Annotated in this window: 23 protein-coding genes; 5 read left to right on the top strand and 18 right to left on the bottom strand. The window is 71.3% G+C overall.

Annotated features, from left to right (window positions below):
• Positions 1-3: 3 nt before the first annotated feature.
• The 10 genes from cofD to BLT19_RS03850 all read right to left on the bottom strand — a co-directional run bounded on the left by cofD (position 4) and on the right by BLT19_RS03850 (position 11735).
• On the bottom strand, positions 4-975 hold the full coding sequence (gene cofD / locus BLT19_RS03895) for a 2-phospho-L-lactate transferase (protein WP_091486682.1): 972 nt from the start codon (positions 973-975) through the stop codon (positions 4-6).
• Positions 975-1772: a uroporphyrinogen-III synthase gene (locus BLT19_RS03890; protein WP_091486678.1), complete on the bottom strand. Its 798-nt coding sequence runs from the start codon at positions 1770-1772 to the stop codon at positions 975-977. The genes cofD and BLT19_RS03890 overlap by 1 nt, the downstream gene beginning before the upstream one ends.
• A 187-nt stretch (positions 1773-1959) precedes the next feature.
• On the bottom strand, positions 1960-2259 hold the full coding sequence (locus BLT19_RS03885; protein ID WP_091486673.1) for a hypothetical protein: 300 nt from the start codon (positions 2257-2259) through the stop codon (positions 1960-1962).
• Positions 2249-2650 (bottom strand): phage holin family protein, encoded by a 402-nt coding sequence (locus tag BLT19_RS03880; RefSeq protein WP_091486670.1) that lies wholly within the window; start codon positions 2648-2650, stop codon positions 2249-2251. The genes BLT19_RS03885 and BLT19_RS03880 overlap by 11 nt, the downstream gene beginning before the upstream one ends.
• 1 nt (position 2651) lies before the next feature.
• Positions 2652-3050, bottom strand: coding sequence for a hypothetical protein (locus tag BLT19_RS03875; protein WP_091486665.1), 399 nt, complete (start codon positions 3048-3050; stop codon positions 2652-2654).
• A 115-nt stretch (positions 3051-3165) separates the two neighbouring features.
• Positions 3166-4740, bottom strand: coding sequence for a protoporphyrinogen/coproporphyrinogen oxidase (locus tag BLT19_RS03870; protein ID WP_091486662.1), 1575 nt, complete (start codon positions 4738-4740; stop codon positions 3166-3168).
• Positions 4737-5555, bottom strand: coding sequence for an ABC transporter ATP-binding protein (locus BLT19_RS03865; RefSeq protein WP_091486659.1), 819 nt, complete (start codon positions 5553-5555; stop codon positions 4737-4739). Before BLT19_RS03865 ends, BLT19_RS03870 begins: the two co-directional genes overlap by 4 nt.
• Complete coding sequence (locus BLT19_RS03860) at positions 5552-6616, bottom strand: ABC transporter ATP-binding protein (protein WP_091486655.1); 1065 nt, start codon at positions 6614-6616, stop codon at positions 5552-5554. The genes BLT19_RS03865 and BLT19_RS03860 overlap by 4 nt, the downstream gene beginning before the upstream one ends.
• Before the next feature lie 5 nt (positions 6617-6621).
• A complete protein-coding gene (locus BLT19_RS03855) occupies positions 6622-9342 on the bottom strand; it encodes an FtsX-like permease family protein (protein ID WP_091486651.1) in 2721 nt (906 codons plus the stop codon).
• Positions 9339-11735 carry an FtsX-like permease family protein gene (locus BLT19_RS03850; RefSeq protein WP_091486647.1) on the bottom strand — a complete coding sequence of 799 codons (2397 nt, stop codon included), beginning with the start codon at positions 11733-11735 and terminating at the stop codon, positions 9339-9341. Before BLT19_RS03850 ends, BLT19_RS03855 begins: the two co-directional genes overlap by 4 nt.
• Positions 11736-11839: 104 nt before the next feature.
• On the opposite strand from BLT19_RS03850, the gene BLT19_RS03845 reads away from it, so the two are divergent.
• The 4 genes from BLT19_RS03845 (at position 11840) to BLT19_RS03830 (ending at position 14938) form a co-directional block, all read left to right on the top strand.
• Positions 11840-12424: an HhH-GPD-type base excision DNA repair protein gene (locus BLT19_RS03845; RefSeq protein WP_091486642.1), complete on the top strand. Its 585-nt coding sequence runs from the start codon at positions 11840-11842 to the stop codon at positions 12422-12424.
• A complete protein-coding gene (locus BLT19_RS03840; RefSeq protein WP_091486638.1) occupies positions 12421-12852 on the top strand; it encodes a DUF1801 domain-containing protein in 432 nt (143 codons plus the stop codon). The genes BLT19_RS03845 and BLT19_RS03840 overlap by 4 nt, the downstream gene beginning before the upstream one ends.
• Positions 12849-13880 (top strand): glycoside hydrolase family 6 protein, encoded by a 1032-nt coding sequence (locus BLT19_RS03835; RefSeq protein ID WP_231917782.1) that lies wholly within the window; start codon positions 12849-12851, stop codon positions 13878-13880. Before BLT19_RS03840 ends, BLT19_RS03835 begins: the two co-directional genes overlap by 4 nt.
• A 125-nt stretch (positions 13881-14005) precedes the next feature.
• Entirely contained in the window at positions 14006-14938 is a 933-nt protein-coding gene (locus tag BLT19_RS03830) for a response regulator transcription factor (protein ID WP_172825585.1), read from the top strand.
• Between the two features lie 78 nt (positions 14939-15016).
• On the opposite strand, the gene BLT19_RS03825 is transcribed toward BLT19_RS03830, so the two are convergent.
• From BLT19_RS03825 to BLT19_RS03805, 5 genes are all read right to left on the bottom strand, one after another.
• The gene (locus BLT19_RS03825) at positions 15017-16471 is read right to left on the bottom strand and encodes a glycosyltransferase family 2 protein (RefSeq protein WP_091486633.1); all 1455 of its coding nucleotides are present in this window, start codon (positions 16469-16471) and stop codon (positions 15017-15019) included.
• Positions 16472-16690: 219 nt separating this feature from the next.
• Entirely contained in the window at positions 16691-17299 is a 609-nt protein-coding gene (locus tag BLT19_RS03820; protein ID WP_231917781.1) for a hypothetical protein, read from the bottom strand.
• Positions 17300-17390: 91 nt separating this feature from the next.
• The gene (locus tag BLT19_RS03815) at positions 17391-18776 is read right to left on the bottom strand and encodes a glycine--tRNA ligase (protein ID WP_091486630.1); all 1386 of its coding nucleotides are present in this window, start codon (positions 18774-18776) and stop codon (positions 17391-17393) included.
• A gap of 77 nt (positions 18777-18853) precedes the next feature.
• The gene (locus tag BLT19_RS03810; RefSeq protein WP_091486626.1) at positions 18854-19888 is read right to left on the bottom strand and encodes a hypothetical protein; all 1035 of its coding nucleotides are present in this window, start codon (positions 19886-19888) and stop codon (positions 18854-18856) included.
• A 9-nt stretch (positions 19889-19897) separates the two neighbouring features.
• A complete protein-coding gene (locus BLT19_RS03805) occupies positions 19898-21778 on the bottom strand; it encodes a substrate-binding and vWA domain-containing protein (RefSeq protein ID WP_231917780.1) in 1881 nt (626 codons plus the stop codon).
• Between the two features lie 236 nt (positions 21779-22014).
• On the opposite strand from BLT19_RS03805, the gene BLT19_RS03800 reads away from it, so the two are divergent.
• Positions 22015-23133 (top strand): class I SAM-dependent methyltransferase, encoded by a 1119-nt coding sequence (locus BLT19_RS03800; protein WP_091493236.1) that lies wholly within the window; start codon positions 22015-22017, stop codon positions 23131-23133.
• Positions 23134-23143: 10 nt separating this feature from the next.
• Here BLT19_RS03800 and BLT19_RS03795 read toward each other — a convergent pair whose 3' ends face one another.
• From BLT19_RS03795 to BLT19_RS03790, 3 genes are all read right to left on the bottom strand, one after another.
• Positions 23144-24073, bottom strand: coding sequence for a hypothetical protein (locus tag BLT19_RS03795; RefSeq protein ID WP_091486621.1), 930 nt, complete (start codon positions 24071-24073; stop codon positions 23144-23146).
• Positions 24074-24142: 69 nt separating this feature from the next.
• Positions 24143-24283 carry a hypothetical protein gene (locus BLT19_RS17505; RefSeq protein ID WP_157681747.1) on the bottom strand — a complete coding sequence of 47 codons (141 nt, stop codon included), beginning with the start codon at positions 24281-24283 and terminating at the stop codon, positions 24143-24145.
• Positions 24284-24344: 61 nt separating this feature from the next.
• Positions 24345-24740 (bottom strand): hypothetical protein, encoded by a 396-nt coding sequence (locus tag BLT19_RS03790; protein WP_091486616.1) that lies wholly within the window; start codon positions 24738-24740, stop codon positions 24345-24347.
• Between the last annotated feature and the right edge of the window lie 2 nt (positions 24741-24742).

Here is a 24742-nt window from a genome sequence, read left to right as displayed (position 1 = left end):
CCGTCAGTTCCGAGCCGCGGCGAGCGCGGCATCTGCCATGGCGGCGGTGGCATCGACATCGCTCATCCACAGCGGTGCGACGACAGGCGTGACGCCGAGGGCTTCGATGCTGCCGGCGTGCGCGGCATCCTCCTCGGCGATCAGCCATGAATCCAGGATGCCGCCGCCCGATCGTGCGCCGTAGTGCTGCGCCACCCCCGTCGAGGAGGTCTGCACGCCGATCGCGGTGAGGCAGACGTCCGCCATTCCGCGCACCACCCGGCCGCCGATGATCGGCGAGATCCCGACGACACGGCCCGGCGCGCTGCGCAGCACGTCGCGGATGCCGGGCACCGCGAGGATCGGGCCGATCGAGACGACCGGGTTGGAGGGGGCGATCAGCACCACGTCGGCGGCGGCGATCGCCTCCCGCACTCCCGGCGCCGCCGTCGCGACGTCGATGCCGGGGTTGTCGAAACGCTCCGGCTCCAGCGCCGCGCGGTGTCGGGTCCACCACTCCTGGAAGTGCATCGAGGTTCCGTCGCGCAGGGCGACCTGCGTGTCGACCTCGGCGTCGGTCATGGGGAGCAGTCGCGCTCCGAGCGGCCAACGGCGCGACATCCGCTCCAGCACCTGCGTCGGAGTCAGTCCCTCGCGCAGCCAGCCGGTGCGCGCGAGGTGGGTACCGAGGTCGAGGTCGCCGAGGGTGAACCACGGCCACCCGGCATCCCACTGCTGCAGTTCGGCGTTCACCCGCTCGCTGTCATCGGCGCGGCCCCAGCCGCGCACGGTGTCGTTCACACCCGCGAGCGCGTACACGATCGAATCGACGTCGGGCTGCAGCCGGACGCCGGAGAGCCAGAGGTCATCGCCGGTGTTGACGATGACCGTCGCCTCCGGCGCGCCGCTCCGGGCGAGCGCCGCACGCACGCCGAGCGTGAACTTCGAACCGCCGACGCCGCCGGCCAGGACGACGACGCGGGGGGCTTCGCGCATCAGGGCGCGAACTCGTCAGCGGCGTGCGGGAGCTGGAAGCCGGCCACCGCATCGATCAGCGCGTCAACGGTCTGCGACTCCGCCACCACATCGACCGAGAGGCCCGCGCGCTTGGCGTCCTTCGCCGTGCGGGGCCCGATCGCCGCGATGACGGTGGCCTCGGGGATCACCGGGAACTGCTGCTGCACCTGCTCGGCGACCGAGCCGCTGGTCACCAGGATCGCGTTGATACGGCCGTTGCGCACGTCTTCGGCGATCCGGTCGGTGACAGGCACGCCGACGGTGCGATAGGCGACGACGCTGCGGACGCGGTGTCCCGCCTCGATGAGCAGCCGGGTGAGGACGGGCTTGGCGATCTCGCTGCGCAGCGTGAGGATGTCGCGCGGCGAAGGCTCGAGCCCGATCATCTGCTCCGCCATGCCGGCCGCGGAGTTGTCGCGATCAGGCACCAGGTCGACCCGGTAGCCGACGGCCTGCAGGGCTGCGGCCGTCGTCTCGCCGACCGCCGCGACCTTCGTGTTCGCCGGGATCACGGCGCGGTGGGCGAACAGGACGTCGACCGTCGTGGCGCTCGTCACGGTCAGCCAGTCGAAGGCACCGGCGGCCAGATCCGCCAGGGCCTGATCGAGGGCGGCCTGGTCGTTGGTGGGCGCGAAGTTGATCAGGGGGGCAACGACCGGAACGGCTCCCTTGTTGCGCAGCGTCGCTGCCACACCGTCACCCCAGGGCCCGCCTCGCGGCACGAGCACGCGCCAGCCCGCGAGGGGTCTGGGCTGCTGCTGTGAGGGTTGATTCATTGGGGGTTGACTCTCGTGGTACCGGTCAGCCGCCCCAGGTCGTTCGAGCAGCCGACGAGCGACTTCGAACCGAACGGGACCGGTTCGCGCCATCGGCAGCGTTCGCACCATTGCACTGCCTGTTTCCGAGCATACCCCGCAGCGCGCGACCGGCGCTTCACGCGGTCGGCGCGGGTGTGACGTGGGATCAGCGCGTGTAGGCGCGGACTGCGGCCCACACGATCGTGCCGACCGCCGCGGCCGCGGCCGCGACGATCGCGGTCGTCGCACCCGGGTTCCGCCGCGCGAAGCCGCGCGCGCGGCTCACCTCGCGGTCGGTCGCCTCGGCGACGCGCTTGGGCACGTTCGCCTTGAGCTCGATGGCGGCCAGGGCGGCCTTCAGCTCGGTGCGAGCCTGCTCGACCGGGTCGCTGATGCCGATCGGCACCGCGGTGCGCGGCACCGGCACGGGGGTGCGGGAGACGGGAACGGGAGAGTTAGAGCTCATCACGCACCTCCTTGACATCCAGGGCGATCGACTGGGCGGGGTTCTGCGTGCGTGCGACCTTCCGGAAGCGCAGCACGCCGAGCAGTGCCAGCACCAGGGCGATCAGCACCAGTCCGACGAAGACGACCAGGGCCGACAGCCACGCCGGCCACCAGGACGAGAGCCCGATGATCACGAAGGCGCCGAAGGCGGCGACGGACCAGAAGAGGAAGAACAGCGCGGCGACGATCCAGCCCGCCCCGATTCCCGCATCCTTCGCCGTGCGCTTGACCCAGCCCTTGGCGGAGTCGATCTCAGCGACGACGAGATTGCGGATGAGCTCCGGGATCTCGCCGATGAGGGTGAAGAGGCTGTCGTCCGACCGATCGCGGAATCCGCGAGGTGTCGTCATGTCAGGCTCCGTTGCGGTCTCGCCCGGCCGTGGCGATGTCATCGACCGCGTCGTCCGCGGCGGCCTTCGCGGCTCGCGCGGACTTCTCGGCGGCGGCGCTGATGTCCTCTGCCTCGTTCTTGCTGGTCTTGAGGGCGGCATCCAGCTTCTGTCCGGGCGTCGAGCCCTTCGAGGAGACGGCCTTCGTGACCTTCACGGCGCCGTCCCACAGGGCGTTCGGCAGTGCCATGACGCTCGTCTTGGCGAGGTCCTTCACCTTGCCGACCTGCTCCTGGACGGGGTCGAGGTTCCATACCTTCTCGGCCTGAGCCTTGATCTGCTCGTAACGCTCACGGCCCGCGCGCGTACCGAGGACGTAGCCTGCGGCGAGGCCGATGACGAGTCCGACTTTGCCCCTCATGGGGTCTCCTCACGCTGGATGTGTCTGAAAGTGCTCGGGGTGTACTTCCGGTCTGGTCCCAGGGTAGACCCGTATTCCGATTCCGGCATCCACTGGCCTCCGGGGAGGGCCTGTGCTAGGTGGCCGGGTTCCACAGCGCCTTCCGGCGCACGCGCTCCGCTTCCTCCATCGCATCCGGCACGACCTGGGCCAGTCCCGTCCCCGACAGCCACGCTCCGACGGCGGCCAGACCAGGGACGGACCCGATCGCCGCGCGCGCCTGTGCGGCTGCCGCCGCCTGGCCCAGCGCCGACACAGGCCGGGGCTGCGCGTAGCGCTGCCGGTGCGTCGCGCGGACCTGACCGATCTCGAGCGGGACCCCCAGGAGCGCGGATGCCGCGGCCACCGCCACCGCGGTGGCCGCGGAGGCGGCGGTGTCGTCGTCGGCGCCGACGTCGGGACCGCTACCGGCGAGACCGGGGTTCGGCGGCGAAACCGGGGGCTGCGCGCCCGGGTCTCGCGGTCCAGGCCGGGTTTCGGCAGCCGCGGCGGCGGCGGCGCCCGGGAACGTCACCCGCAGGACGCGCAGACCGGCGGCGTCCCGCGCGAGATCCGGCCACTGCGCGGTCAGATCGGCGACCGCCGTCGCGGGCGACGACCCCGGGATCGCGTACACCTCGGTGCGGGGCGGCGCAGCGGCCAGTTCGGGGCTGTCGATGACCAGCGTGACCACGTCCAGGTCGGCATGAGCGGATGCCGCGAGCTCGAGCGACGGAACGACTCCAGACAGCAGACGGCGCGCTTCCGACTCCGGGCCAGCAAGGATCACCGTGTGAGCTGGCTCGATCGGTGAGTCATCCGGGGCGGCGGGTGAGGCATCCGCTCTCATCGTCAGGACCTCCCAGCGCCCATCGCCGCGTCGTTGCAGCGCAGCGACGGCCTCGCCAGTGCGGATCGCGGCGCCGAGCTCGAGCAGCCGATCCCGCAGCGCGTCGATGAGCACCGACATTCCGCCCTGGACGCCCTCGAACCCGGGTCCGGCGTCGGGGGTCTGCTCACCGCGCACCTGCGCGACGGCCCCTGACAACGAGCCCGTCCGGGTGAGTGCGGCGCTCAAGCCCGGCGCGGCGATCTCGACGTCGACGTCGTCGGGGTGGATGGCGAACGCGCCGATGCCGGCCGGCGCGACCAGGCGATCGAGGACGCGCGCGCCCATCCGGGTGCGGACCAGCCGGCCGAGGCTGCGCTCCTGGCCGATCGTCAGCGGCGGGCGCAGCCGGTCGAGGTAGGCGCGCCAGGCGCCGCGCCAGCCGATGATGCGGCGGACGCGCTCATCCCACGGGTTGTCGGGGATGCCCAGGACTCCGCCCGGGGGAAGGGGCGTCGGACCGCCCGTCAGCCCCGACAGCCACAGCGCCCGTCGCGCAGTCTGGCGGGTGCGGTCTCCGAGTCCCAGATCGTCGACGAGCGAACGCACGGAGCCGCCGTGAGTGGCGTATCCCTGCGCGCCGACGTCGACACGCAGACCGGCGAGGTCGATGGTCTCGATCACGCCGCCGAGCCGATCGGATGCCTCGACCACCGTGACCGGCATCCCGACCTTCGCGCATTCGTACGCAGCGACCAGCCCGGCGATCCCGGCGCCGACGACGACGACGTGCGTCTCGTGGGCGTGCGCGACCAGTTGGTCGAAGGTGTCGGGCTCGGTCACCCGTCCATCCTCGCACCGCGGCGCGAACGCGCCTCGGCGCGGGTGCGCGGAGCGGCGGCGGCAGGCGCGGCGGCGGAGCCGGCACCAGCGGCGTCAGGAGGGGCGGCTGCAGGAGTGGCGACGTCGGCGGCGGGCGCGAGCGCAGGCGCGACGCGACCGTCGTGGATTTCGATGACGCGATCCGCGCGGCGCACGAGCAAAGGATCGTGGGTCGAGACGATCGCGGCGATCTGCCGGGTGTGCACGAGGTCGACGAGCAGATCCATGACACTCGCGGCGGTGCGCGAGTCCAGCTGACCGGTCGGCTCGTCGGCGATCAGCACCCGCGGCCGCGCGACGATCGCGCGGGCGATGCCGACCCGTTGCTGCTGACCTCCGGAGAGCTCCCCGGGCCGCTGCGCGGCGTGATCGGCCAGCCCGACCAGGTGCAGCGCCTCGGCGACACGCGCGTTTCGGTCAGTCGGATCGTCCCCGGCGATCCGCAGGGGCAGCTCCACATTCTCGGCCGCGGAGAGCACCGGGATCAGTCCGAAGGACTGGAACACGAAGCCGAGGTTCTCGCGACGGATGCGCGCGAGATCGTCCTCGCCGAGGGCTGTGAGTTCGACGTCACCGATCCAGACGCGACCCGAGGTCGGCTGATCGAGGCCGCCGAGCAGGTTGAGCAACGTCGTCTTCCCGGCGCCGGACGCCCCCCGCACGACGACGAGCTCCCCCGGGTTCACGGTCAGGTCGACATCGACGCACGCGTGCACCTCGCCCGCGGCGGATCGGAAGGTGCGGGTGAGCCCCTCGGCGCGGATCGCGGTGCTCACGGGGCCTCCCTCGTCGTCGAGCCGTCCGACGCTTCGACGGGCTCACCGCCCGCCCGAACGGGCTCACCGCCCGCCCGAACGGGCTCACCGCCCGCCCGAACGGGCTCACCGCCCGCCTGAACGGGCGACGCACCCCGGTCAGCCGCATCCGCCCTTCCCGGCCATACCCCGACGTGATCCGGCTCCAGCGCCAGTCGCACCCGCTCGCGCAGGTCGAGGGCGGTGACGAACTCGTCGGGCAGCTGCAGCCGGCCGACCCGGTCCACGACCGCGTACTCCTCCGCGACGTGCTCCTCTGTCCCGTGCTCGTCGACGCGAGTCGAGCGCAGCACCTCGGTCGAGGTGCGTCCGTCGCGGATCTGGACCGTCCGCGCGACGTGCTCGGACACGCTGGGGTCGTGGGTGACGATCAGCGTCGTGACGCCGAGTTCACGGTTGACCGTACGCATGGCCTCCAGCACGTGCGAGCTCGTGGCGTCATCGAGCTCGCCCGTCGGCTCGTCGGCCAGCAGCACGCGCGGACTGTTTGCGATGCCCACGGCGATGGCCGCGCGCTGCTGCTCGCCGCCGGACATCTCCGCCGGCCGCCGCTCGGCGCAGTGCGAGACCTCGAGCAGGTCGAGCAGCTCTGCCACGCGCGTCCGTCGAGCGCTCGCTCCCTGGCGGTCCCCGGCGATCGCGAGCGCCGCGGCGACGTTCTCCCCCGCCGTCAGATACGGCAGCAGGTTGCGCGACGTCTGCTGCCAGACGAACCCCACGCTCCGGCGGCGGAACTGCACGCGCTCCTTCTCCTTCATCGTGAGCAGATCGTGTCCGGCCACCCACGCCACACCGGCCGTGGGCTGATCAAGGCTGGAGAGGATCGACAGCAGCGTCGACTTCCCGGATCCGGATGCTCCGACCACGGCGACCAGCTCGCCCGGATCCACCCGCAGGTTGAGACCCTGCAGCGCTTGGACCTCGACCCCCTGCCCGTCGCCGGCGAGCACACGGAAGATGCGCACCAGGTCGACGCAGAGGATGTCGGCGCTGTCGGCGGCCGTTGCGGAGGCGAATGCCATGGGTCCTATCCTTCCTCGACGGTGCGCAGCGCGGACGCGGCGCGCACGCGCCGCGAGATCAGCAGTGCGACCGCGGTGAACAGTGCGGCCAGGGCGAGGAACACGCCGAGGGTGAGCGCCAGCGTGCCGGGGTCCGCGGAGTACGCCGGCTGGATGCTGGATCCGGTGAACGAACGAAGGTCGACGCCCGCCAGCACCACGACCGGCACGAGCGCGCCGAAGACGGTTCCGGCGATGACCGCCGCGATCACCGGCGGCCCGATCTCCCACAGCGCGAGCGAGACCGACGTGCGCGGGGGCGCTCCGAGCGTGCGCAGCAGCGCGAGGACCCGCCCGCGCGCACCTGCGGCGAGGGTGAGCGTCATCACGATCGCCAGCGCGCTGAGCAGGGCGGCCAGGCCGGTCGCGGCGACGAGCGCCCAGCGCACCCCCTGCACGGACGGACCGGACTGGATGCCGGCGACGATCTCGTCCGCGGAGGAGATGCGGATGCCGCCTCCCAGCGTGTCCCGCAGGGCTTGCGCGACACCGGCGCCGGCGTCCGATCCCGGGTCGGCGAGGCCGACCAGCAGCGTGCGGTCCGCTGGATCGCGTCCGAGCACCTCCTCAGCGTAGGACGAGTCGATCGCCACCCAGTTCTCCCGTGACCCGATCGGACTCGGGCCGGCCGAGATCCCGACGATCTCGGCGGGAACGGCGTCGATGCGCACATCGTCGGACGCGCCGATGAACGCCGCCGTGGCGGCGGCCACCACGATCGGCATCGGACCGCCTGCCGGCTCGAGCGAGACGCCGCTCGGGAGCAGTCCGGGGCGCTCGCCCTGCACCGCTCGCAGATCGGCGGCATCCACCACGAAGACGGATGTCGGGCGCCTCTGCCCGGTGTCGACGGTGGCCACCTCCGCACCCGAGATGCCGGTGGCATCGCGGACCCCGTCGAGTGCGCGGACCTGATCGAGCTGCTCGGCCGTGAACGTGCCGCCCGTGACACGCAGGTCCGCGCCCACCTGGCCCTGGGCCGCCTGCTCCACCCCGCCCTGCAGCGACGACAGCAGGACACCCGAGGAGACCGCGACCGACACCCCGACCACGAGCGCGAGCACGGGCGTCAGCCCGATCGAGGGCTCGCGGAGCGCCCGTGCCGCGCCGAGGAAGCCGTTCAGACCCCGCGATCGTCGTGCCCGCGCCAGAACCGCCCGCAGCGGCACCGGGTAGACCCGCAACGTCACCAGGCAGGCGACGAGCGCCAGCAGCAGCGGGGTCGCCGCCTGCAGGGGGTCGATGCCGGCCGAGGAGCCGTACCCACGGAGGAACAGGAGGGCAACGGCCACGGAGGCGACCGCGAGCGTGGCGCCCTCGAGGATGAGACGGGCGCGGGAGGACCGGCGTCCGAGATCGGCGCGCTCCGCGCGCTCGGCCGTCGACCCGGCGAGCGCGACGAGGATGCCGAGCGGGGCGAGCGCCAGGATCGCGGCAGCCACGAGGTCGGCGGGCAGGTTCGCGGCCGCGTCGAACAGCAGCATCCCGCCGGTGATCGCAACGGCCGCGCCGAGCGCGGCGGGGAGCACCCCGACGATCGCCCCCTCGATCCCGAGGAGGCCGCGCAGCTGCGCCGAGGACGCTCCCCGTGCCGAGAGGAGTCGCAGACCCGATCGTCGTCGTTCCAGGATGAGCCGGCAGCCGAGGACCAGGACGGCGGCGGCCACGCCGACGGGTCCGGCAACCACCATCGCGATCACGCTCGCGGTCGCCGCCTCCTGCGCGAGCGCCAGCTCGATCGTCGCGGTCGCGTCGGCGCTGAAGCGCAGGCTGAGGATGCCGACCCCCTGCGCGGTCGTCCCGACCGTATGGGAGACGGCCGTGAATGCGCGCAGCGCCGAGGCGGTCTTCTCCGCGGTCGCCGCCTCGACACCGCCGGTATCGAACGGGTACCACACGGTGGTCGACGGCTGCCCGGCCAACCCGTACGCGGAGGGCAGTGAGGCGGGGTGCGCGAATCCCGTGCCGGTGACGCGACGCGGAGCATTGCCGTCGTCGAAGATGTTCGGGTCGAGCACCGAGGTCACGTGCTGCCAGTACTCATCGTCGGGGTCGGCCGCCGTGAAGGTGCCGGTGAGCACGGTCTCGGTGAGTGCGTCTGCGACCCCGATCGTGCGGGACTCGCCCACCGTCCACCCCATCTGGTCGGCGGTGTCGGTGGACAGCACGATCTCCACCCGCACGCCTGCCGAGCCGCCATCGGTGCCGGCGGTCGCCGGCTCCGGCATCCGGCCCCCCGCCATCTCGATCTGCTCAGCGAATGCGGGGTCGAACGCGACGCTCAGCCCGAGCGTCCGCGGGTCCTCCAGCACCGCGTTGTCCGTCACGACGGCGACCGTCCGCGCCGCACCGAGCAGCGGCATCAACGCCGGTCCGGCCTCGCCGCGGATGCGCTCGACGGCGTCGGTGAAGCCGCCCCACACGCGGTCGGTCGTCGCATCCGCCGTCGGTGTCGCGCGGTCCACCTGCGGCAGACCCGCCTGCGTCGTCTCGACGTCGCGCTCGAGCGCACCCAGGGACGCCACACGATCGCGCAGCGCAGCGTCGGCCAGCGCGCTCAGCGCGAGCGGCGTCGCCGTCGCGAGCAGGCTCAGCACCAGGATCAGCACGGCCACCGTGACGGCGCCGCCGGAGCGCGACCCGAGGTGGTGGGCGAGAAGCGGCAGCGTCCCGACACGACGACTCATCGCGACTCCTCCCCCACGGTCGAGGCGGCCGCAGCGCGGCGCACACCGACAGCGGCGCTCCCGACGATCGCGGCGAGTCCGAGCACGAATGCGCCGAGTGCGACCCCGAGCGGAACCCAGGCGATCCCGATGCCGGTGCCGAGGGCCAGGATGCCGGGGGTCGTCGCCCGGACGAGGTCGGGCACGATCAGCACACCGACGAGCACGCCTGCGGCTGCGCCGACGACCACGGCCGTCGCGATCACGCCGCCGAGTTCGGCGGCCCGGGTGCGCGCCTGGGCACTGCGCGTCACTCCCAGTGCGCGAAGGACGCCGAGCTCGCGGCGCCGGGCGAGTGCGAGGGTCTGCACGATCGCGAACACGGCGATGAGCGAGAGGACGACGGACCCAGCCGTCGCGATCCACCAGCCCGGGACCAGGGCGCCGACCACGGCGTCGGTCACACCCGGCGCGGAGGTGGCCACCGGGCGATCCTCCAGCGCGGCGCTGAGGGCGACATCGGCCGACGGATCACCCGAGGCCCACACCGATGATCCCGCAACGAACGTGGCACCGCGCTGCAGCTGCGAGACCTGCAGGACATCGAGGGGCGCGAAGAGTGCGAGTGAGGACGCAGCACCCGGAACCGCCGGGATGACCGCACCGACCTCGACCTGACCGCGGCGCCCGCTGCCGGCGTAGCGGAACTCGAACGAGTCGCCGATCTCCATCCCGAGCCGGGCCGCGAGCTCGGTGGTCAGCGCCGCCCGCACGGGCCGCGGCTCGGTGCTGTCATCGTCGGCGTCACCGAGCCACAGCACCTGCTCGCGTGCGGTCTCACTGAGCTCCGCTCGGCCCTGGACGGGCAGCACCGATCCGGCCACGGCGCTGACCTCCTCGAGGGTGACGACCGCCGTGGTGCTGCCGAAATTCGCCTGCATGGCGGCGGTGACCGCCACGAGCGACCACGGCGCAGTCCCTTCCGGCAGCGTGCCGGAGCCGGTGATCCTCGCCGAGGATCCCTCGTCCATGCCCGCGGCGTCACCGCTGAGGCGCACCTGAGCGCTCGCGCCGGTCGCATCCACGACGATCGCGGCCAGCTGCAGGCCCGCCGCCCCGCCTGCTCTGGTGGTCTGCACCGTCGCGGTGGCCTGGATTCCCGTCGCATCCGCGCCGAGCGCGACAGGCTCGGCGACCACCGTCTCCGCGGCCGGGGCGAGGCCGGACAGCAGCTCGTTGGCATCCACGATTCCGCCCGCCGATGTGACGACCGTCGCCACGGCATCCGTGGGCACCGCGATCAGTTCGGCCTTTCCGTCGCCGATCTCGATCCCCGTTGCGAGCGCCGGTGCCGCCGCATCCACTCCGGCGACGCCCGCCGTCGTGGCGACGGTCCCGGGCGTCGCCGCCTGCGGCTCGAGGTCGACCCGCAGATCGGTCCCCGCGCGGAGGGCGGCGGAGTCCGTCGCCATGCTCGTCCAGGTCGCGGCGTAGGCGGCGGCGAACACGATCTGGGCCGAGGTGAGTCCGACCAGGAGCACCGCGACCGCGTAGATCGGCAGGCGGCGCACCACCTGACGCGCCGGGTAAGCCGGTGCGAGCCCGCGGCGCGCGGCCGCCATCCGCGCCCAGGCCAGAGCGCCTGCGCTGAAGACCCCGAGGACGAGGATCGCCCCGGCCCCCAGGACGAGCGTCGGCGCGAGCGCCACGATCGGATCGAAGCCGGTCGGCCGCGCGTAGCGCACCTGCCAGGTGACGAACGCGGCCGCCGCGATCGCCAGCACCAGAAGGGTCGTCGTCGCCGCCCGGGCGCCGCGCCGGGTCGGGCGGATGCCGCTCATGGCGGCGAGGACGAGCACGAGCCCGAGGGCCGATGACGTGACGACGGCGACCCACCAGAAGCCCAGAGCGACAGCGGCGGCATCGAGCCAGGTGCCGGCCCCGTCCTGCGCGCTTCCCACGACGGCGAGCACGACCGCCACCACGAGGCCTGTCAGACCGCCTGTCGCGGCGACCGCCGCGGCCTCGATGGCGTCGGCACGCACCGCCTGCGCGTGCGAGAGACCTCGCGCACGGGCGTTGGAGCGCTCCTGCTCGCGGGCGGCGGCGAGCAGTCGAGCCAGTTGCGCCGCCGCGGTCGCCGCGAGGATGCCGACCAGCAGGATCAGCGCCGGTGCCGCCGACACCAGGGCACCGACACCTGCGTCGACCCGCGCAGCGGTCTCGGCCGCGGGAACCCCCGGCGCTGAGGCATCCGCCGCTCCATCCACCGCGATCGAGAGCCACCCGAGCACCGCGCACACCGTCGCCACGGCCACCGCGACCGTGGCCGTCGCGCTCGCCAGCAGGCCACGCCGGGCCATCGCGCGGGCCGTCAGCAGACTCGCCGTCGACAGCGCACGACCGTCGGGCATGGGGCTGATTCCTCCGAGGCTCGTCGGCGCCGAGGTGCGCCGGCGCGATCCTGCCAACCTAATCGAGGAGACCGCGGACGCGGAGAGGATGCCAGACTTGCCGCATGAGCCTGCACATCACCGACGACGAGGCGGCCGATCGGCTGCTCACCGATGAGCCGCTCGCGCTGTTGATCGGCATGCTGCTGGATCAGCAGGTCGCGATGGAGACCGCCTTCTCAGGACCGCTGAAGATCCGCGAGCGGACCGGATCGCTGGATGCCGCGACCCTCGCGGACTCCGACCCCGACGCGCTCGTCGAAGCGTTCCGCAGGACGCCCGCCGTCCACCGCTACCCCGGATCCATGGCGGCTCGCGTGCAGGCGCTGTGCCGGGCGATCGTCTCGGACTGGGATGGGGATGCCGCGGCGATCTGGACGCGCGGCGAGCCCGACGGGGCCGAGGTGCTCCGGCGCCTGAAGGCGCTGCCCGGCTTCGGCGAGCAGAAGGCGAAGATCTTCCTTGCCCTGCTAGGCAAGCAGTACGGCTTCACCGGCGAAGGCTGGCGCGCCGCCGCCGGCGACTACGGCGACGAGGGATCGTTCCGAAGTGTCGCCGACATCGTCTCGCCCGAGTCGCTGACCAAGGTGCGTGAATACAAGCGGGCGATGAAGTCCGGCGGCAAGATCGCCCCGAAGGAGATCTCATGAAGCCGACCGGCGCCGACCCGGACGAGTACCTCGCGGCGGTGACGCCTGCCGTGCGGCAGCGCGACGCACACGCGCTGTCGAGGCTGATGACGCGAATCACCGGCGAGGAGCCTGCGATGTGGGGCTCGATCGTCGGCTTCGGCTCGTACCATTACCGCTACCCCACCGGCACCGAGGGCGATGCACCGGTCGCATCCTTCGCTCCCCGCAAGACCGCCATCACGCTCTACCTGCCCGACGGTGTCGAGGCGCATGCGGAGGAGCTGGCCGCCCTCGGTCCGCACACCACGGGTGCCGGATGCCTGTACCTGAAGAACCTCGACGACGTCGACACCGCCGTGCTGGAGGAGATCGTCCGCGCCTCGGTCCGCACCGTCACCGCGACTGACTTCGGCACACCGGCCGGCGACGGCAGCGGCCGCCGGTGAGCGGCACCCGTGCGTCGTCCCGGTTTCCCTCACCCCCGCCCGGACGCGGGAAGAAGCGCACGCTCGCGCGCACCATCATCGCCGGCATCGCCGGCGTCGCTGCCGTCGTCGTCGCGATCGTCGTGATCGTGGCGCTGATCCCGCGACCGCCGTCGCCGCCCGGCCCGGGCACCACGATCGTGACCTCCACCGACTCGAAGGCCCTCGTCGCCGCCGGTACGTCCAAGGCGGGCACGCCGGCGCACGCCGCGGCGGAGTATCTCGGCGAGCAGCCCACGGCCGTCTGGCTCACCCCCGAAGCGGAGCCGATCGGCCAGGTCGGCGACCGCGTGGCCGAGCTCGCCGCCGAGGCGCGATCGCAGAACGCCGCGCTGGCGCTGGTCATCTACGGCCTGCCGGAACGCGACTGCGGGCAGTTCTCGGCGGGCGGTCTGGAATCCGCCGACTACGAGACGTGGACCGCGGAGATCGGCGGCGCGCTGCGCGAGGCATCCGAGGTCCGCTCCATCCTCGTCCTCGAGCCGGACAGCCTGGCGCTCGCGCCGGAATGCGGCAACATCGAGGACCGCGCCGACCAGCTGAGCAAGGCGATCGACGCGCTGCGGGCCGGCGACTCCTGGATCTATCTGGATGCAGGCCACTCGCAGTGGCTCCCGGTCACCGAGATGGCATCGCTCATCTCGCAGGTGGGCGACCTCGGTCGCGTGCGCGGGTTCGCCACCAACGTGTCCAATTACAACGCGACCGACGAGGAGGTCGACTACGCGCACCGTCTGGCCGATGCCCTCGGCGGTGGCCTCCACGCCGTCATCGATACATCGCGCAACGGTGCCGGCTCGAACGGCGAGTGGTGCAATCCGTCCGGCCGTCTGATCGGCGAGCCGGGCGGCTCGATCGGCGATGACGTGGTCGATACGAACCTGTGGATCAAGGTTCCCGGCGAGAGCGACGGCTCGTGCAACGGGGGCCCGGCGGCGGGCGCCTGGTGGTCGAAGGCAGCGATCGAGCTCACCCGCGACGTGCGCTGATGACGCAGCGCACGTCCGCGTCTGTGTAGCATCGGTAGCACCTCACACTCGCGAGTGCATCCGACCGATGGCGTTCCGCTCCCCGGGTGCGACGCCGCCCCACGCGAGCAGAGAGTGATTTGCGCATGAACAACGCCGCCGAGGTGCCCAAGACCGCAGTCATCATCGAGGACGACGCCGACATCCGGCACATCCTCGCCGAGGTGCTCGAGGCCGCAGGATTCTCGACCGTCTCGGTCGGCAACGGCCTGGACGGCGTTCGCGCCGTGCTCACGTACCAGCCCCTCATCACGACGCTGGACGTCAACCTGCCTGGGATCGACGGGTTCGAGGCGACGCGACGGATCCGCGCGCAGTCCGACACCTACATCATCCTGCTCACCGGTCAGAGCGACGAGACCGACGTGATCCTGGGCCTGAGCGCCGGGGCCGACGAGTACATCGTCAAGCCGTTCCGCCCGCGCGAACTGCGCGCCCGCATCGAGGCGATGCTGCGCCGCCCGCGCAACACCGGGACCGCCACCCCGCCCAGCGCCGCACCGGGCCGCGAGAGCGTGGGGCCCTCGTTCCCCGCCGGACGACCCGCCGCCACGGCGATCCCCGTCGTTCCGGCAGCCGGCGACGCCGCGGCATCCGATGACGTGGTCGTTCTGGCAGAGGCATCCGGCACCGCCCTCGCCACGACCGGCGCGGACTCGACCGTGATCGCCGTGGCCGACGACGGCACCTGGCTCGAGCACCGCGACCTCCGGCTCGACCCGGATTCGCGGATCGTGATCCTCGGCAACACCGAGCTCGAGCTCACCCGCACCGAGTTCGACCTGCTCGCCGCGCTCCTGGAATCCAAGCGACGCGTGCGCAGCAAGGCCGACCTCACGCTGCTGCTGCGCGGCGAGTCCTACGTGACGAGTTACTTCGTCGGCGACGCCGACAAGCGTGCCATCGAGGCGCACATGACCAACCTGCGCCGCAAGCTGAACGACAATCCGTCGAATCCGCGCTACATCGAGACGGTGCGCGGCGTCGGCTACCGGCTGACCTCCGACCGCATCGCCTGACACCGACGACCGCGTCGCGCTCGGCGGACGCGCGAATGCCCCGGCTCGAATCGAGCCGGGGCATTCCGCTGTGCGATGTCAGACCTTGAAGCCGTGCTGACGACGGACCAGGCGCAGGAACATCATGAGCGTCTGCAGGACGGTGACGACGCCGACGATCGGCCAGCCGATCCAGAGGATGGTCGACTGGGCGACCGTGCCCAGGAGCGTCCAGATGAAGGCGAGGGCGATGACGACCGCGAAGACGACGATGAGCGGCGTCCAGTGCCCGAGGCCCGCGCCCTTCTCGGCCTTGGCCTGCATCGCCCAGTTGTCGACCTTCTTGCGGGAGAGGAACCGGGTCCAGGAGCGCAGGAAGTGCGCCAGCCGGATCCACATGTAGATCTCCGCCGGGAAGAACAGGACGGCGAACAGGATGTCGCGCGAGTCGTGGTTCTTCATGGTCATCGCCATGCGCAGGTTCAGCGCGAGGGCCATGCCCACCGGGATGAGCCACCACGGGGAGAAGACGAAGGCGCCGATCGAGAGCGAGGCGGCCAGCAGCGTGATGAACGCGACCCGCACGAACAGGTTCGTGAGCATGCCGAAGTTCTCCAGCCACCGCACGCGCAGGTTCGGGTGGAACGGCTGACCCTTCGTGTCGCCGCGCTGGCCGGGCCACATGAGCTCGATCGCGCCGTAGGTCCACTTGACCTGCTGCGCGTCCAGGGCGCGGAGGGTGGTCATGCCGCCGACGTCGGCGCGGGCGAAGGGGCTGATCTTGGTGAGGTACCCGGCGCTCTTGATCTGCAGCGACAGCAGCGAGTCCTCGACCTCGCTGTCCTTGACCCACGGCGCGCTCTGGTGGTTCTGCTTCATCACGTCACGCAGTGCCTGCGTCGAGAAGATCGAGAACTGCCCGCCGAGGACGGCCATGTTGCGGCCGCGCAGCAGGTTCTGCAGGTTGAAGGCCGCGAACTGCGAACGCTGACCCGTGATGAGGAACTTCGCGATGAAGCCCTTGATCGGCTTGTCGTCGATCGAGTAGATCGCCGAGATGCCGCCGATGCGGGTGTCCGAGATCGCCTCGGTCTCCAGCAGCTCGATCGCCTTCGAGTCCGCGACCGTGTCGCCGTCGACGCCCAGCAGGTAGTCGTAGCCCTCGACGAGCGCGTAGCCGTAGTTGAGCGCGCCGACCTTCTTGTCGGGGTTCTTGCCGATGTCGTGCACGAAGAGCTCGGTGAACTGCTCGCCGAGCTCGGTGACCATCTCGTGCGGGCCGGCGTACTGCGAGGCGATCTTCACCGTCGCGTCGGTGGTGTTGTTGACGACCACGTGGATCACGTCGGGAACGCGGGTCTGGCTGAGCAGCGACTCGATCACCTGGGCGATCGACTCCTCCTCGTTGTATGCGGGGATGACGCAGCCGATGGTCGAGCGGTGCACAGACGAGCCGTCGAGCACCTCGTCGAAGTCGTCGGGGAAGCCGTGCGTGTTGTCCTCGACGACCACGAGGTCGGCGGCCGAGATGTTGCGGCGGGCGAGGTCAGTCATGTCAAAGCCTTCGTGGGAGTCGGTGGATCAGGATGAAGTCCGTTGCCGGGCTGAGCTGCAGCCCTCGGCGTTGGTTCAAGCATCGGAGATCGACCGCGAGGAGCGCAGAACACAGCCAGCGCTCAGCCCGCAGTTCTGCACGGGATCGTGCGAAGAAAGCGCCGGAACCTCAGGATGCGCAAGATTCGCGCAAGAAAACCGCCGGACGGCGCCGGAAACTCAGTCGGTGGCGGCGATCGCGACGGTCAGCGTGTCGGTCGCGGTCTGCTTCGCGTACTCGGTGGAGGTCGGCGTCGTCTGCACGAGGAAGTCGTAGGTGAACTGCAGCGTGACGTGCGTCGCCTCGGCGGGAACCGGCCCGACGTTGAAGGTCTGCGAGTAGCTGTAGGGCGAGAGCACCAGGTAGCCGGGGCTCACCGTGGCCTGATCGGTCTGCGCCGACAGGGCGTCGAGATCTTCTGTCGCGGTGCCCGGGACGGCGACCATCGTGGCCCGCTGCAGGTACACCTTCTGACCGTCGTTCGGGGTGATGGTGGTCACCATCGACAGGCTGACGGGCTTGACCGCCGACGCCGTCCACTTGTCCATCGTCAGATCCGACCAGTAGTCGACGGTGGCCGCGACGGCACCGGTCTGCAGGGCGCGCTGCGTGGAGCCGCTGGACAGGTCGTTGGGCACCGGCGCCGCCACGGTGGCGCTCTTGCTCGGCTTCGGGCTGCTGCTCGCGCCCGGCGCGTCCCAGGGAGCGGGTCCGCAGCCGACGAGGAGTGCCGCGAGCGCCGTGGCGCCCAGCGCTCCCGCGAGAACGCGATGCCGTCGAACGTTCATGAGGCCCCCACCCGAAGTCCGCAGCGACGCCCGTCGCCTCCGCATCCGGTCAGTCTAGTGGCGCGAGTGGGGCCGACCCGTCACCCGGAGGTCAGGCGCCTCGCAGCCGTTCGGCGAGATACGCGTGCAGCGTCTCGAGCGGCACGCGCTCCTGCGCCATCGTGTCGCGGTCGCGCACGGTGACCGCGCGGTCCTCGAGCGAATCGAAGTCGACGGTGATGCAGAACGGCGTGCCGATCTCGTCCTGACGGCGGTAGCGGCGACCGATCGCACCGGCGTCGTCGAAGTCGACGTTCCACTCGCCGCGCAGGTCGGCGGCCACTTCGCGGGCGATCGGCGAGAGCTGCTCGTTGCGCGAGAGCGGCAGCACTGCGGCCTTGACCGGCGCCAGGCGCGGGTCGAGCTTGAGCACCGTGCGGGTGTCGGTGCCGCCCTTGGCGTTGGGCACCTCCTCCTCGAAGTACGAATCGACCAGGAACGCCATCATGGCGCGGGTGAGGCCGAACGAGGGCTCGATGACGTAGGGGGTGTAGCGCTCGCCGCTGGCCTGATCGAAGTAGGTGAGCGACTGACCGGATGCCTCGGAGTGGCTCTTCAGGTCGTAATCGGTGCGGTTGGCGACACCCATCAGCTCGCCCCACTGCTTGCCGGCGAAGCCGAACTCGTACTCGACGTCGATCGTGCCGGCCGAGTAGTGCGCGCGGTCTTCGGCGGGCACGTCGAACCGGCGCATGTGCGCGGGGTCGATGCCCAGATCGACGAACCAGTTCCAGCACGCCTCGACCCAGTGCTCGAACCACTCCTGGGCCTCGGCGGGGGGCACGAAGAACTCGATCTCCATCTGCTCGAACTCGCGCGTGCGGAAGATGAAGTTTCCGGGCGTGATCTCGTTGCGGAAGGCTTTTCCGACCTGACCGACGCCGAACGGCGGCTTCTTGCGCGACGCGGTCACGACGTTGCCGAAGTTCACGAAGATGCCCTGGGCCGTTTCGGGGCGCAGGTAGTGCAGGCCCGACTCGTCGTCGACGACGCCGAGGTAGGTCTTCATCAGACCCGAGAACGCCTTCGGCTCGGTGTACTGGCCGCGGGTGCCGCAGTTCGGGCACGGCGCATCGGCCAGCCCGTTCTCGGCGGGGCGCCCCTTGCGGGCCTCGTAGTCCTCGATCAGGTTGTCGGCGCGGAAGCGGCGATGGCAGCTGAGGCACTCCACGAGCGGGTCGGTGAAGGTCGCGACATGACCGGATGCCTCCCACACGCGCTTGGGCAGGATGACCGAGGAGTCGAGGCCGACCATGTCGCCGCGGCCCCGGACGAACGTCTGCCACCACTGGCGCCGGATGTTCTCCTTCAGCTCCGTGCCGAGGGGGCCGTAGTCCCACGCCGAGCGGGATCCGCCGTAGATCTCACCGGCCTGGAACACGAACCCGCGGTGACGGGCGAGGGCGATGACTTTGTCGAGGCGGGACTGCTCGGCCACGGTGGCTCCAATGGTCGGGTGAGGGTGCGGATTCGCGGCGCCGCGCAGGGCGCGGCATCCATCAATCCTATCCGCGGCTACGCACCCGTCTGCGGGCGATCCGGCTCACCGGTCGCGCTGTTGAACTCGCGCTCCCAGTCCTGCAGTTCCTTGCGCTTGCCGATCAGACCGTCCAGCGACACCTGGAAGTGCAGGCCCCTGCGCGCATTGACCTGCTTGATGTTCTCGACGAGCTCCTCCGAGACGGCGGTGACCGCGCCGCTCACCTCGCGCACGCGATCGTCGGGGTCTTCCCAGAGGCCCTGGTGGGTGAGGATGTCCAGCAGATAGTCGCGCCCGACCGCGGCCGTCAGCTTGCGCAGCTTGTCGTCGTACTCGACGGCGGCGATGCTCAGCTGGCCTTCGGCGCTGCGCCGATCGATGCGCGAGAACAGCTCGGTCGTGTTGGTGACGATGGCGTCGAGGTCGTCGCGCGTTCGCGCGGCGACCGCGTCGCCGGATGCCGCGAGGTCGGCGTACTCGGGGATCAGCGATCGCAGCACGACGAGCTGGTTCTCGACGCCCTCGGGCAGCTTCTCGTCCGCGCGTGCACGCCGCCGGCGACGCGAACTCACCAGCAGCCCGATAGCGACGCTGATCGCCGCGATCACCGCAGCGCTCGCGAGCACGATGCCGACGATCGCTCCGCCGTCCGATCCCGCCTCGGGGATGGCCACATTCTGGTCGCCGGCGGTCTGCACGCCGATCACCGTCTCGGTCAGCGCATCGGTCAGGCTGCCGGCCGAGCCCTCTGCCTCGTTGGCGATCTGCATCGCCCGCCCGGACTCGAGGACCCGTGACCCTGCGGAGAGGTCGTCGCCCACGGCCACGATGATCGTGTCGTAGGTGGTCTTCCCTGCCAGCGCGGAGACGATGTCGGGACCGGATGCCTCCAGCGCTGCGTTGTCCGAGAACACCGCGATCGCGATCGAATCGCCCGATACCTGCTGCTGCAGCGTGTCGCGAAGGGCACCCGCGCCGCTCACTTCCGACGAGACGAAGACGTTGCTGGCGGCCAGAGCATCGGCCGCCTCGTCGATGTACCCGTCGGCGGCGGTGAGGATCAGGGTCATCGTCGCTGCCTAGAAGTTGTTGATGACCGAGGCGAACACGAGATCGATCTTCGCGGCGTCGGACGCATCGAACCACTGGCCCCCGGTGGCCTCGGCGATGCGCTGCAGCGCCGAGCTGTCTGCTCCCTCGCCGTAGGCGATCGGGAAGATGCGCACCGGAGCGTCGTCGCCGCCCTCGCGCGAGGCCTGCGAGATCTTGGCGATCAGCGAATCCAGCGAGATCGAGGAGTCGGTGTCCTGCCCGTCCGAGAGTACGACGATCGCGTTGATGCGTCCGGGTTCGGCCCGCGCCACCATGTTGTCGTACGCGAGCGCGATGGAATCGTAGAGCGGGGTGCCCTGACGCGTGGCGTAGTGCAGGTCATCGAGCGAGGTGTCCAGCGACTCGCGGTCCGATCCGAGGGGCTCGACGTCACGGAGCACCGCGATGCCCTTGCCGGCTTCGGACTCGATATCGGTCGTGAACGCCCAGACGCCGACCTCGTCGCTGGAGCGGAAGTGGCTGAGCGTGGACTGGGCACCCTCGATCGCGCCGTCGAGCTTGGACCGTCCGTCGCCGATCGGGTCGTCCATCGATCCGGAGATGTCGATGAGCTCGAGCACCGACGACGGCTTGCGGATCTGCGTCCACTGGTCGATCGCGGCCGAGACGACATCGACGCTCGGGCGAGGGAGCGTGATCGCCGGGCCCGCGGCATCCACCCCGTACTCGCCCGTGAACAGATCGCCGAGCGGCACCGACTCGTCCAGCGGCCGGAAGCCGTACTCGGGCAGGATGCGCTGCGCGGCGGTGGTCTGCAGGAAGGCGGCGAACGCGTTGCCGGCTTCGGTCTGCTCCGGCGTGACCCAGTCCGCGCCGAGCACGGTGATCGGGTTGTCCGACCACATCGATCCGCCCTCGGGGTAGATCGCGACGAGCTTCTCCTTCGGCGGCTTCAGCGTCTCGCCGGGCTGCACGGTGTGCGAGTCGGGGTTGCCCTGGTTGTAGTTGAGCAGCGAGGTCTCCTCGAGCGCGACCGCCGAGACGTAGCCCGACCCGCCGGCACCGTTCTGCGTCTCGTCGTACAGGGTGTTCAGCACCTTGCCCGTGGTGTCGCCGTAGTGGATGACGCACTCCTCGAAGACGCGGGAGAAGTCAGCGGCGGCAGCCACATCGGCCGAGGTCAGGTCGGAGGTCTTCCCGGATGCCTCGTACGACTGCATCAGGATCGCCGACAGGCCCGTGGTCGAGGTGTTCGGGTTGGTCTTGGAGATCTTGAACGATCCCCACACGTCCTTGCCGACGCTCGCCCAGCCCCGCGGGTTCGAGCACAGCTGCTCGAGGTCGGTGATGCTCACCGGCGAAGCCGGGTAGCCGAGGGCGCGCGCCATGGCCTCCGGCATCCCGAACACGACCGGCGTCCGCGTGAACGACTCGGGCTCGCCGACGAGTGCCGGGGAGCCTGCGGCCGCCACGCGCTCGGTCCACACGGTGGATGCCGGCGACCACAGCGTGGGCCACAGCTCGGTGTTCTCGTTCGGCCAGCTGTCCTGACTCGCCGTCAGGAAGCGGGTTGCGTCTCCGGAAGAGACGTTGATCGGGCGAACGGTCGCGCAGGTGTCGAGTCCGTCGTGCTCCGGTGACTCCTTGAAGGCGTCGGCGAGCGCGTCGAGCATGTTGACCTTCTCGGACGATGTCGCCACGACGATGTGCGTGCAGCCGTCGTCGATGAAGTCACCCGTTCCGCCGTCGGCCCCGTTGCCGCCGCCTCCGCCGAAGCAGCCCGTCAGCGCGACCGCGGCACCGGTGAGCAGCGCGGCGAGGGCGAGCAGCCGGCGCGGCCGGAGCGCGCTCCCCGTCGGTAGCGGAGAATCACTGCGGGCGGCGGTTCGCCATGAGCCGGGTGCCATGGGACCAGCGTACGGCGCGGCGCCATCGGGCGCGGATGAGTCTCGGCGAAGACACGGCGTCAGACCGCGCGAAGCGCCTCGCGGGGGAGGTCGGCGATGCCGTGCGGCCGGTCGCCGCGGCCGCGCGAGATCAGGTGATCCCACCGGGACAGGACGATCCGGCACGCATCGTCCTGTTCCGGCGTGTTCTCCTGTCCCCGTCGCGGGGCTCCCGGCGCAGGACTACCATTCGGCGCATGAGCGCTGCACCGGACGAGGCGGCCGCGGCCGCCGGGGTCGGCGACGCCGCGGAGGTCGACGCCTTCGCAGCGCGGATCTTCCAGCAGGTGCTCGACGGCATGGAGGCCCTCGCCGTGTACGTCGGCGACCGGCTCGGGCTGTACCGCGTGCTGGCCAGCGGCGACGCGCTGTCGATCGACGAGTTCGCCCGACGCACCGGCATGCACCCGCGCTACGCCCGCGAGTGGCTGGAGCAGCAGGCCGTGAGCGGCATCCTCACCGCGCAGGACGACGGCGACGTCGTGCGCTTCCGTCTTCCCGGGGCGCATGCCGAGGTGCTCGCCGACGAGCGATCGCTCGCGTACACCTCGCCGGCGGCGCGGATGCTGGTGGCCGCGGCATCCCGTCTTCCCGAGCTCCTGGAGGCGTACCGCGGCGGGGGCGGCGTCTCCTGGGAGCAGTTCGGGGCGGATGCGCGCGATGCGCAGGGCGACATGAACCGGCCGTGGTTCGAGCGCGCGCTGGGCGCGGCCTTGGCGGGGGTTCCGGCCGTTCACGAGGTGCTCTCCCGCGCGGGAGCGCGGCTCGCCGACGTGGGCTGCGGGCACGGATGGTCGACGATCGCGCTGGCGCGCGCCTACCCCGGGGCCGAGGTGCTCGGAGTCGACGTCGACGCCCCGTCGCTTCAGGCCGCTCGCCTGCATGCCGCCGGGATGCCGGCGGTGTCGTTCCGGCTGGCGGCCGGCGAGGACCTGGCGGATCTGGCCGGCACGCGTCAGAACGGCCGCCTGGACGCGGCGTTCATCTTCGAAGCCCTCCACGACATGCCGGATCCGGTCGGCGTGCTGCGCGCGATCCGCGACGCCGTCAAGGACGACGGGGTCGTGGTCGTGATGGACGAGGCGGTCGCCGACCGGTTCGCGCCCGACGGCGACGAGATCGACCGGATCATGTACGCCTACAGCCTGTTCATCTGCCTGCCCGACAGCATGTCGACGCCGGAGTCCGTGGCCACCGGCACGGTGATGCGGCCGGCGACGCTCGACGCGTATGCGCGCGCGGCCGGATTCTCCGGGACCGAGGTGCTCCCGATCGACGGGTTCGCGGCGTTCCGCTTCTACCGACTGCTGGTCTGACCGAGCCCGTTCAGCCCTGCCCCGGGCCGAAGCCGCACCAGTCCGAGACCCAGCGGAGGATGTCCCCGCGGAGTCGCTCGGATGCCGCGACCTCGACCACCCCGACGGCGCCGTCGACCTGGACGCCGAGGTTGAAGACCGTGCCGCGCTTGTCCTCCATGACCGCGTGCGGATCGCAGCGGAGCGGCACCAGGGGGACTTCGACCTCGCGCACGGCGGTTCCGGGGGCGAGTGCGAGCGGCAGGGCGATTGCGAGCGGGAATGGCGTCGGCAGGTCGGCGAACTGCAGCAGGTTCGTCGTCTCGATCTGCACCAGTTCGCCCGTGGCCGCGGCGGTGGCGCTCCCCGGCGTGATCGACAGGACGAGCTGGGCAGGCGACGGCGCCGCACTCGGAGTGAACGAGGTCCACTCGAGGGTCGCGAGCTGGGCGAGGTCGTGCCGCAGGCACTCCTTCTCGTGCACGAGCTCGGTGAAGCCGAGCGGGTCGGCCACCTCCACGGTGGCGGTGCGGGCGGCATCGTCGTTTCCGACGGCGAACTCGAGGGTGACGCGGCTCGTGCGCTCCGCGGCATCCGGCTCGTCGTCGCACGCCGATTCGGGCAGCTCGATCCGCAGGTCGACGGTGCGGCCCGCGGCGATCCCGCTCTCGCGCTCTCGCACACTCGGGCCTGTGAACCAGTCGTCGTCGAACGTGACCCGGGTGATGACGAGGTCATCGTCCGACGCATTCACCACCCGCACCTGAGCGCCGCGCTCGGCGACATCGGAACGCAGCTGGTAGAGCTCCACCTCGATGCCCTCGGGCAGCGCGCCGGCGGTCGGGGCGCTCGGCGACGGTGCGGCGCCGGGCGCGCACGCGGCGAGCGCGAGGATCAGCGCGCTTCCCACGAGCGCCGCGACGCGACGCCTCCAGGTTCCCCGGGTCGGGACGACCGTCATCCATTCAGGGTACGCGTGGGACCGTGCCGGGCCGAGCGGATGAGAGCGCGCGGCGGGAGTACGCGCGCCTCAGCGCGCCGGCACGAGTTCACGCCGCAGCGGCACGAAGGTCGCGCGTGCCCGACGAGGACGCTCGCGTCGCGGCGCCATCGGCGCGGAGCGCGGGCTGGGGTGCAGGACGGCGGTGAGCCGGTCGACGTAGATGCGCATGGTGATCTCCTTCGCGAGGAAGGAGGGGGCACATGCGCCGCAGATACACGCTGATCCGGAATCAGCCGAACGGGGACGCGCCGGACTCGTCCGGCCGCCTCGGACGCAGGGTCGACGGCGCGGGCCACGCCAGCACCATCCGCTGCACCGGCACATCGATCGCGCCGAAGTCGTCGGTCTGCACGATCACGCGTCCCGGCTCGCCGACACCACCAGGGGTGACCTCGACGAGCCGGACGCGCCACGGCTCGGGTGTGACGCCCTCCAGCATCCAGATCTCCGCCAGCCAGCCGAGCCCGCGCTCCTCGAGCACCGCCTCCGCATCGAGCCACTCCACGGGAGACGATGCCTCACGGCCGAGCAGGTCGACGGCGACCCAGAACTCACCGGCGGGCCGGATCCATCCGACGAGTTCGCCGTCGTCGCGGCGGTGCGGCGTGAAGTCGGCGGGGATCATCC

The sequence above is a fragment of the Microbacterium pygmaeum genome, assembly GCF_900100885.1.
GTDB classification, from domain to species: domain Bacteria; phylum Actinomycetota; class Actinomycetes; order Actinomycetales; family Microbacteriaceae; genus Microbacterium; species Microbacterium pygmaeum.
The sequence above is the reverse complement of the archived record's forward strand: the minus strand, read 5'-3'. Positions and strand labels throughout refer to the sequence as shown.

Coding starts and splice junctions, on each gene's coding strand:
- BLT19_RS03810 (WP_091486626.1), bottom strand. CDS start 19,888: ATGACCCTGATCCTCACCGCCGCCGACGGGTACATCGACGAGGCGGCC.
- BLT19_RS03805 (WP_231917780.1), bottom strand. CDS start 21,778: ATGGCACCCGGCTCATGGCGAACCGCCGCCCGCAGTGATTCTCCGCTA.
- BLT19_RS03795 (WP_091486621.1), bottom strand. CDS start 24,073: ATGACGGTCGTCCCGACCCGGGGAACCTGGAGGCGTCGCGTCGCGGCG.
- BLT19_RS03845 (WP_091486642.1), top strand. CDS start 11,840: ATGAGCCTGCACATCACCGACGACGAGGCGGCCGATCGGCTGCTCACC.
- BLT19_RS03890 (WP_091486678.1), bottom strand. CDS start 1,772: ATGAATCAACCCTCACAGCAGCAGCCCAGACCCCTCGCGGGCTGGCGC.
- BLT19_RS03830 (WP_172825585.1), top strand. CDS start 14,006: ATGAACAACGCCGCCGAGGTGCCCAAGACCGCAGTCATCATCGAGGAC.
- BLT19_RS03885 (WP_091486673.1), bottom strand. CDS start 2,259: ATGAGCTCTAACTCTCCCGTTCCCGTCTCCCGCACCCCCGTGCCGGTG.
- BLT19_RS03880 (WP_091486670.1), bottom strand. CDS start 2,650: ATGACGACACCTCGCGGATTCCGCGATCGGTCGGACGACAGCCTCTTC.
- BLT19_RS03875 (WP_091486665.1), bottom strand. CDS start 3,050: ATGAGGGGCAAAGTCGGACTCGTCATCGGCCTCGCCGCAGGCTACGTC.
- BLT19_RS03800 (WP_091493236.1), top strand. CDS start 22,015: ATGAGCGCTGCACCGGACGAGGCGGCCGCGGCCGCCGGGGTCGGCGAC.
- BLT19_RS03840 (WP_091486638.1), top strand. CDS start 12,421: ATGAAGCCGACCGGCGCCGACCCGGACGAGTACCTCGCGGCGGTGACG.
- BLT19_RS03855 (WP_091486651.1), bottom strand. CDS start 9,342: ATGAGTCGTCGTGTCGGGACGCTGCCGCTTCTCGCCCACCACCTCGGG.
- BLT19_RS03790 (WP_091486616.1), bottom strand. CDS start 24,740: ATGATCCCCGCCGACTTCACGCCGCACCGCCGCGACGACGGCGAACTC.
- BLT19_RS03820 (WP_231917781.1), bottom strand. CDS start 17,299: ATGAACGTTCGACGGCATCGCGTTCTCGCGGGAGCGCTGGGCGCCACG.
- BLT19_RS17505 (WP_157681747.1), bottom strand. CDS start 24,283: ATGCGCATCTACGTCGACCGGCTCACCGCCGTCCTGCACCCCAGCCCG.
- BLT19_RS03860 (WP_091486655.1), bottom strand. CDS start 6,616: ATGGCATTCGCCTCCGCAACGGCCGCCGACAGCGCCGACATCCTCTGC.
- BLT19_RS03825 (WP_091486633.1), bottom strand. CDS start 16,471: ATGACTGACCTCGCCCGCCGCAACATCTCGGCCGCCGACCTCGTGGTC.
- BLT19_RS03850 (WP_091486647.1), bottom strand. CDS start 11,735: ATGCCCGACGGTCGTGCGCTGTCGACGGCGAGTCTGCTGACGGCCCGC.
- cofD (WP_091486682.1), bottom strand. CDS start 975: ATGCGCGAAGCCCCCCGCGTCGTCGTCCTGGCCGGCGGCGTCGGCGGT.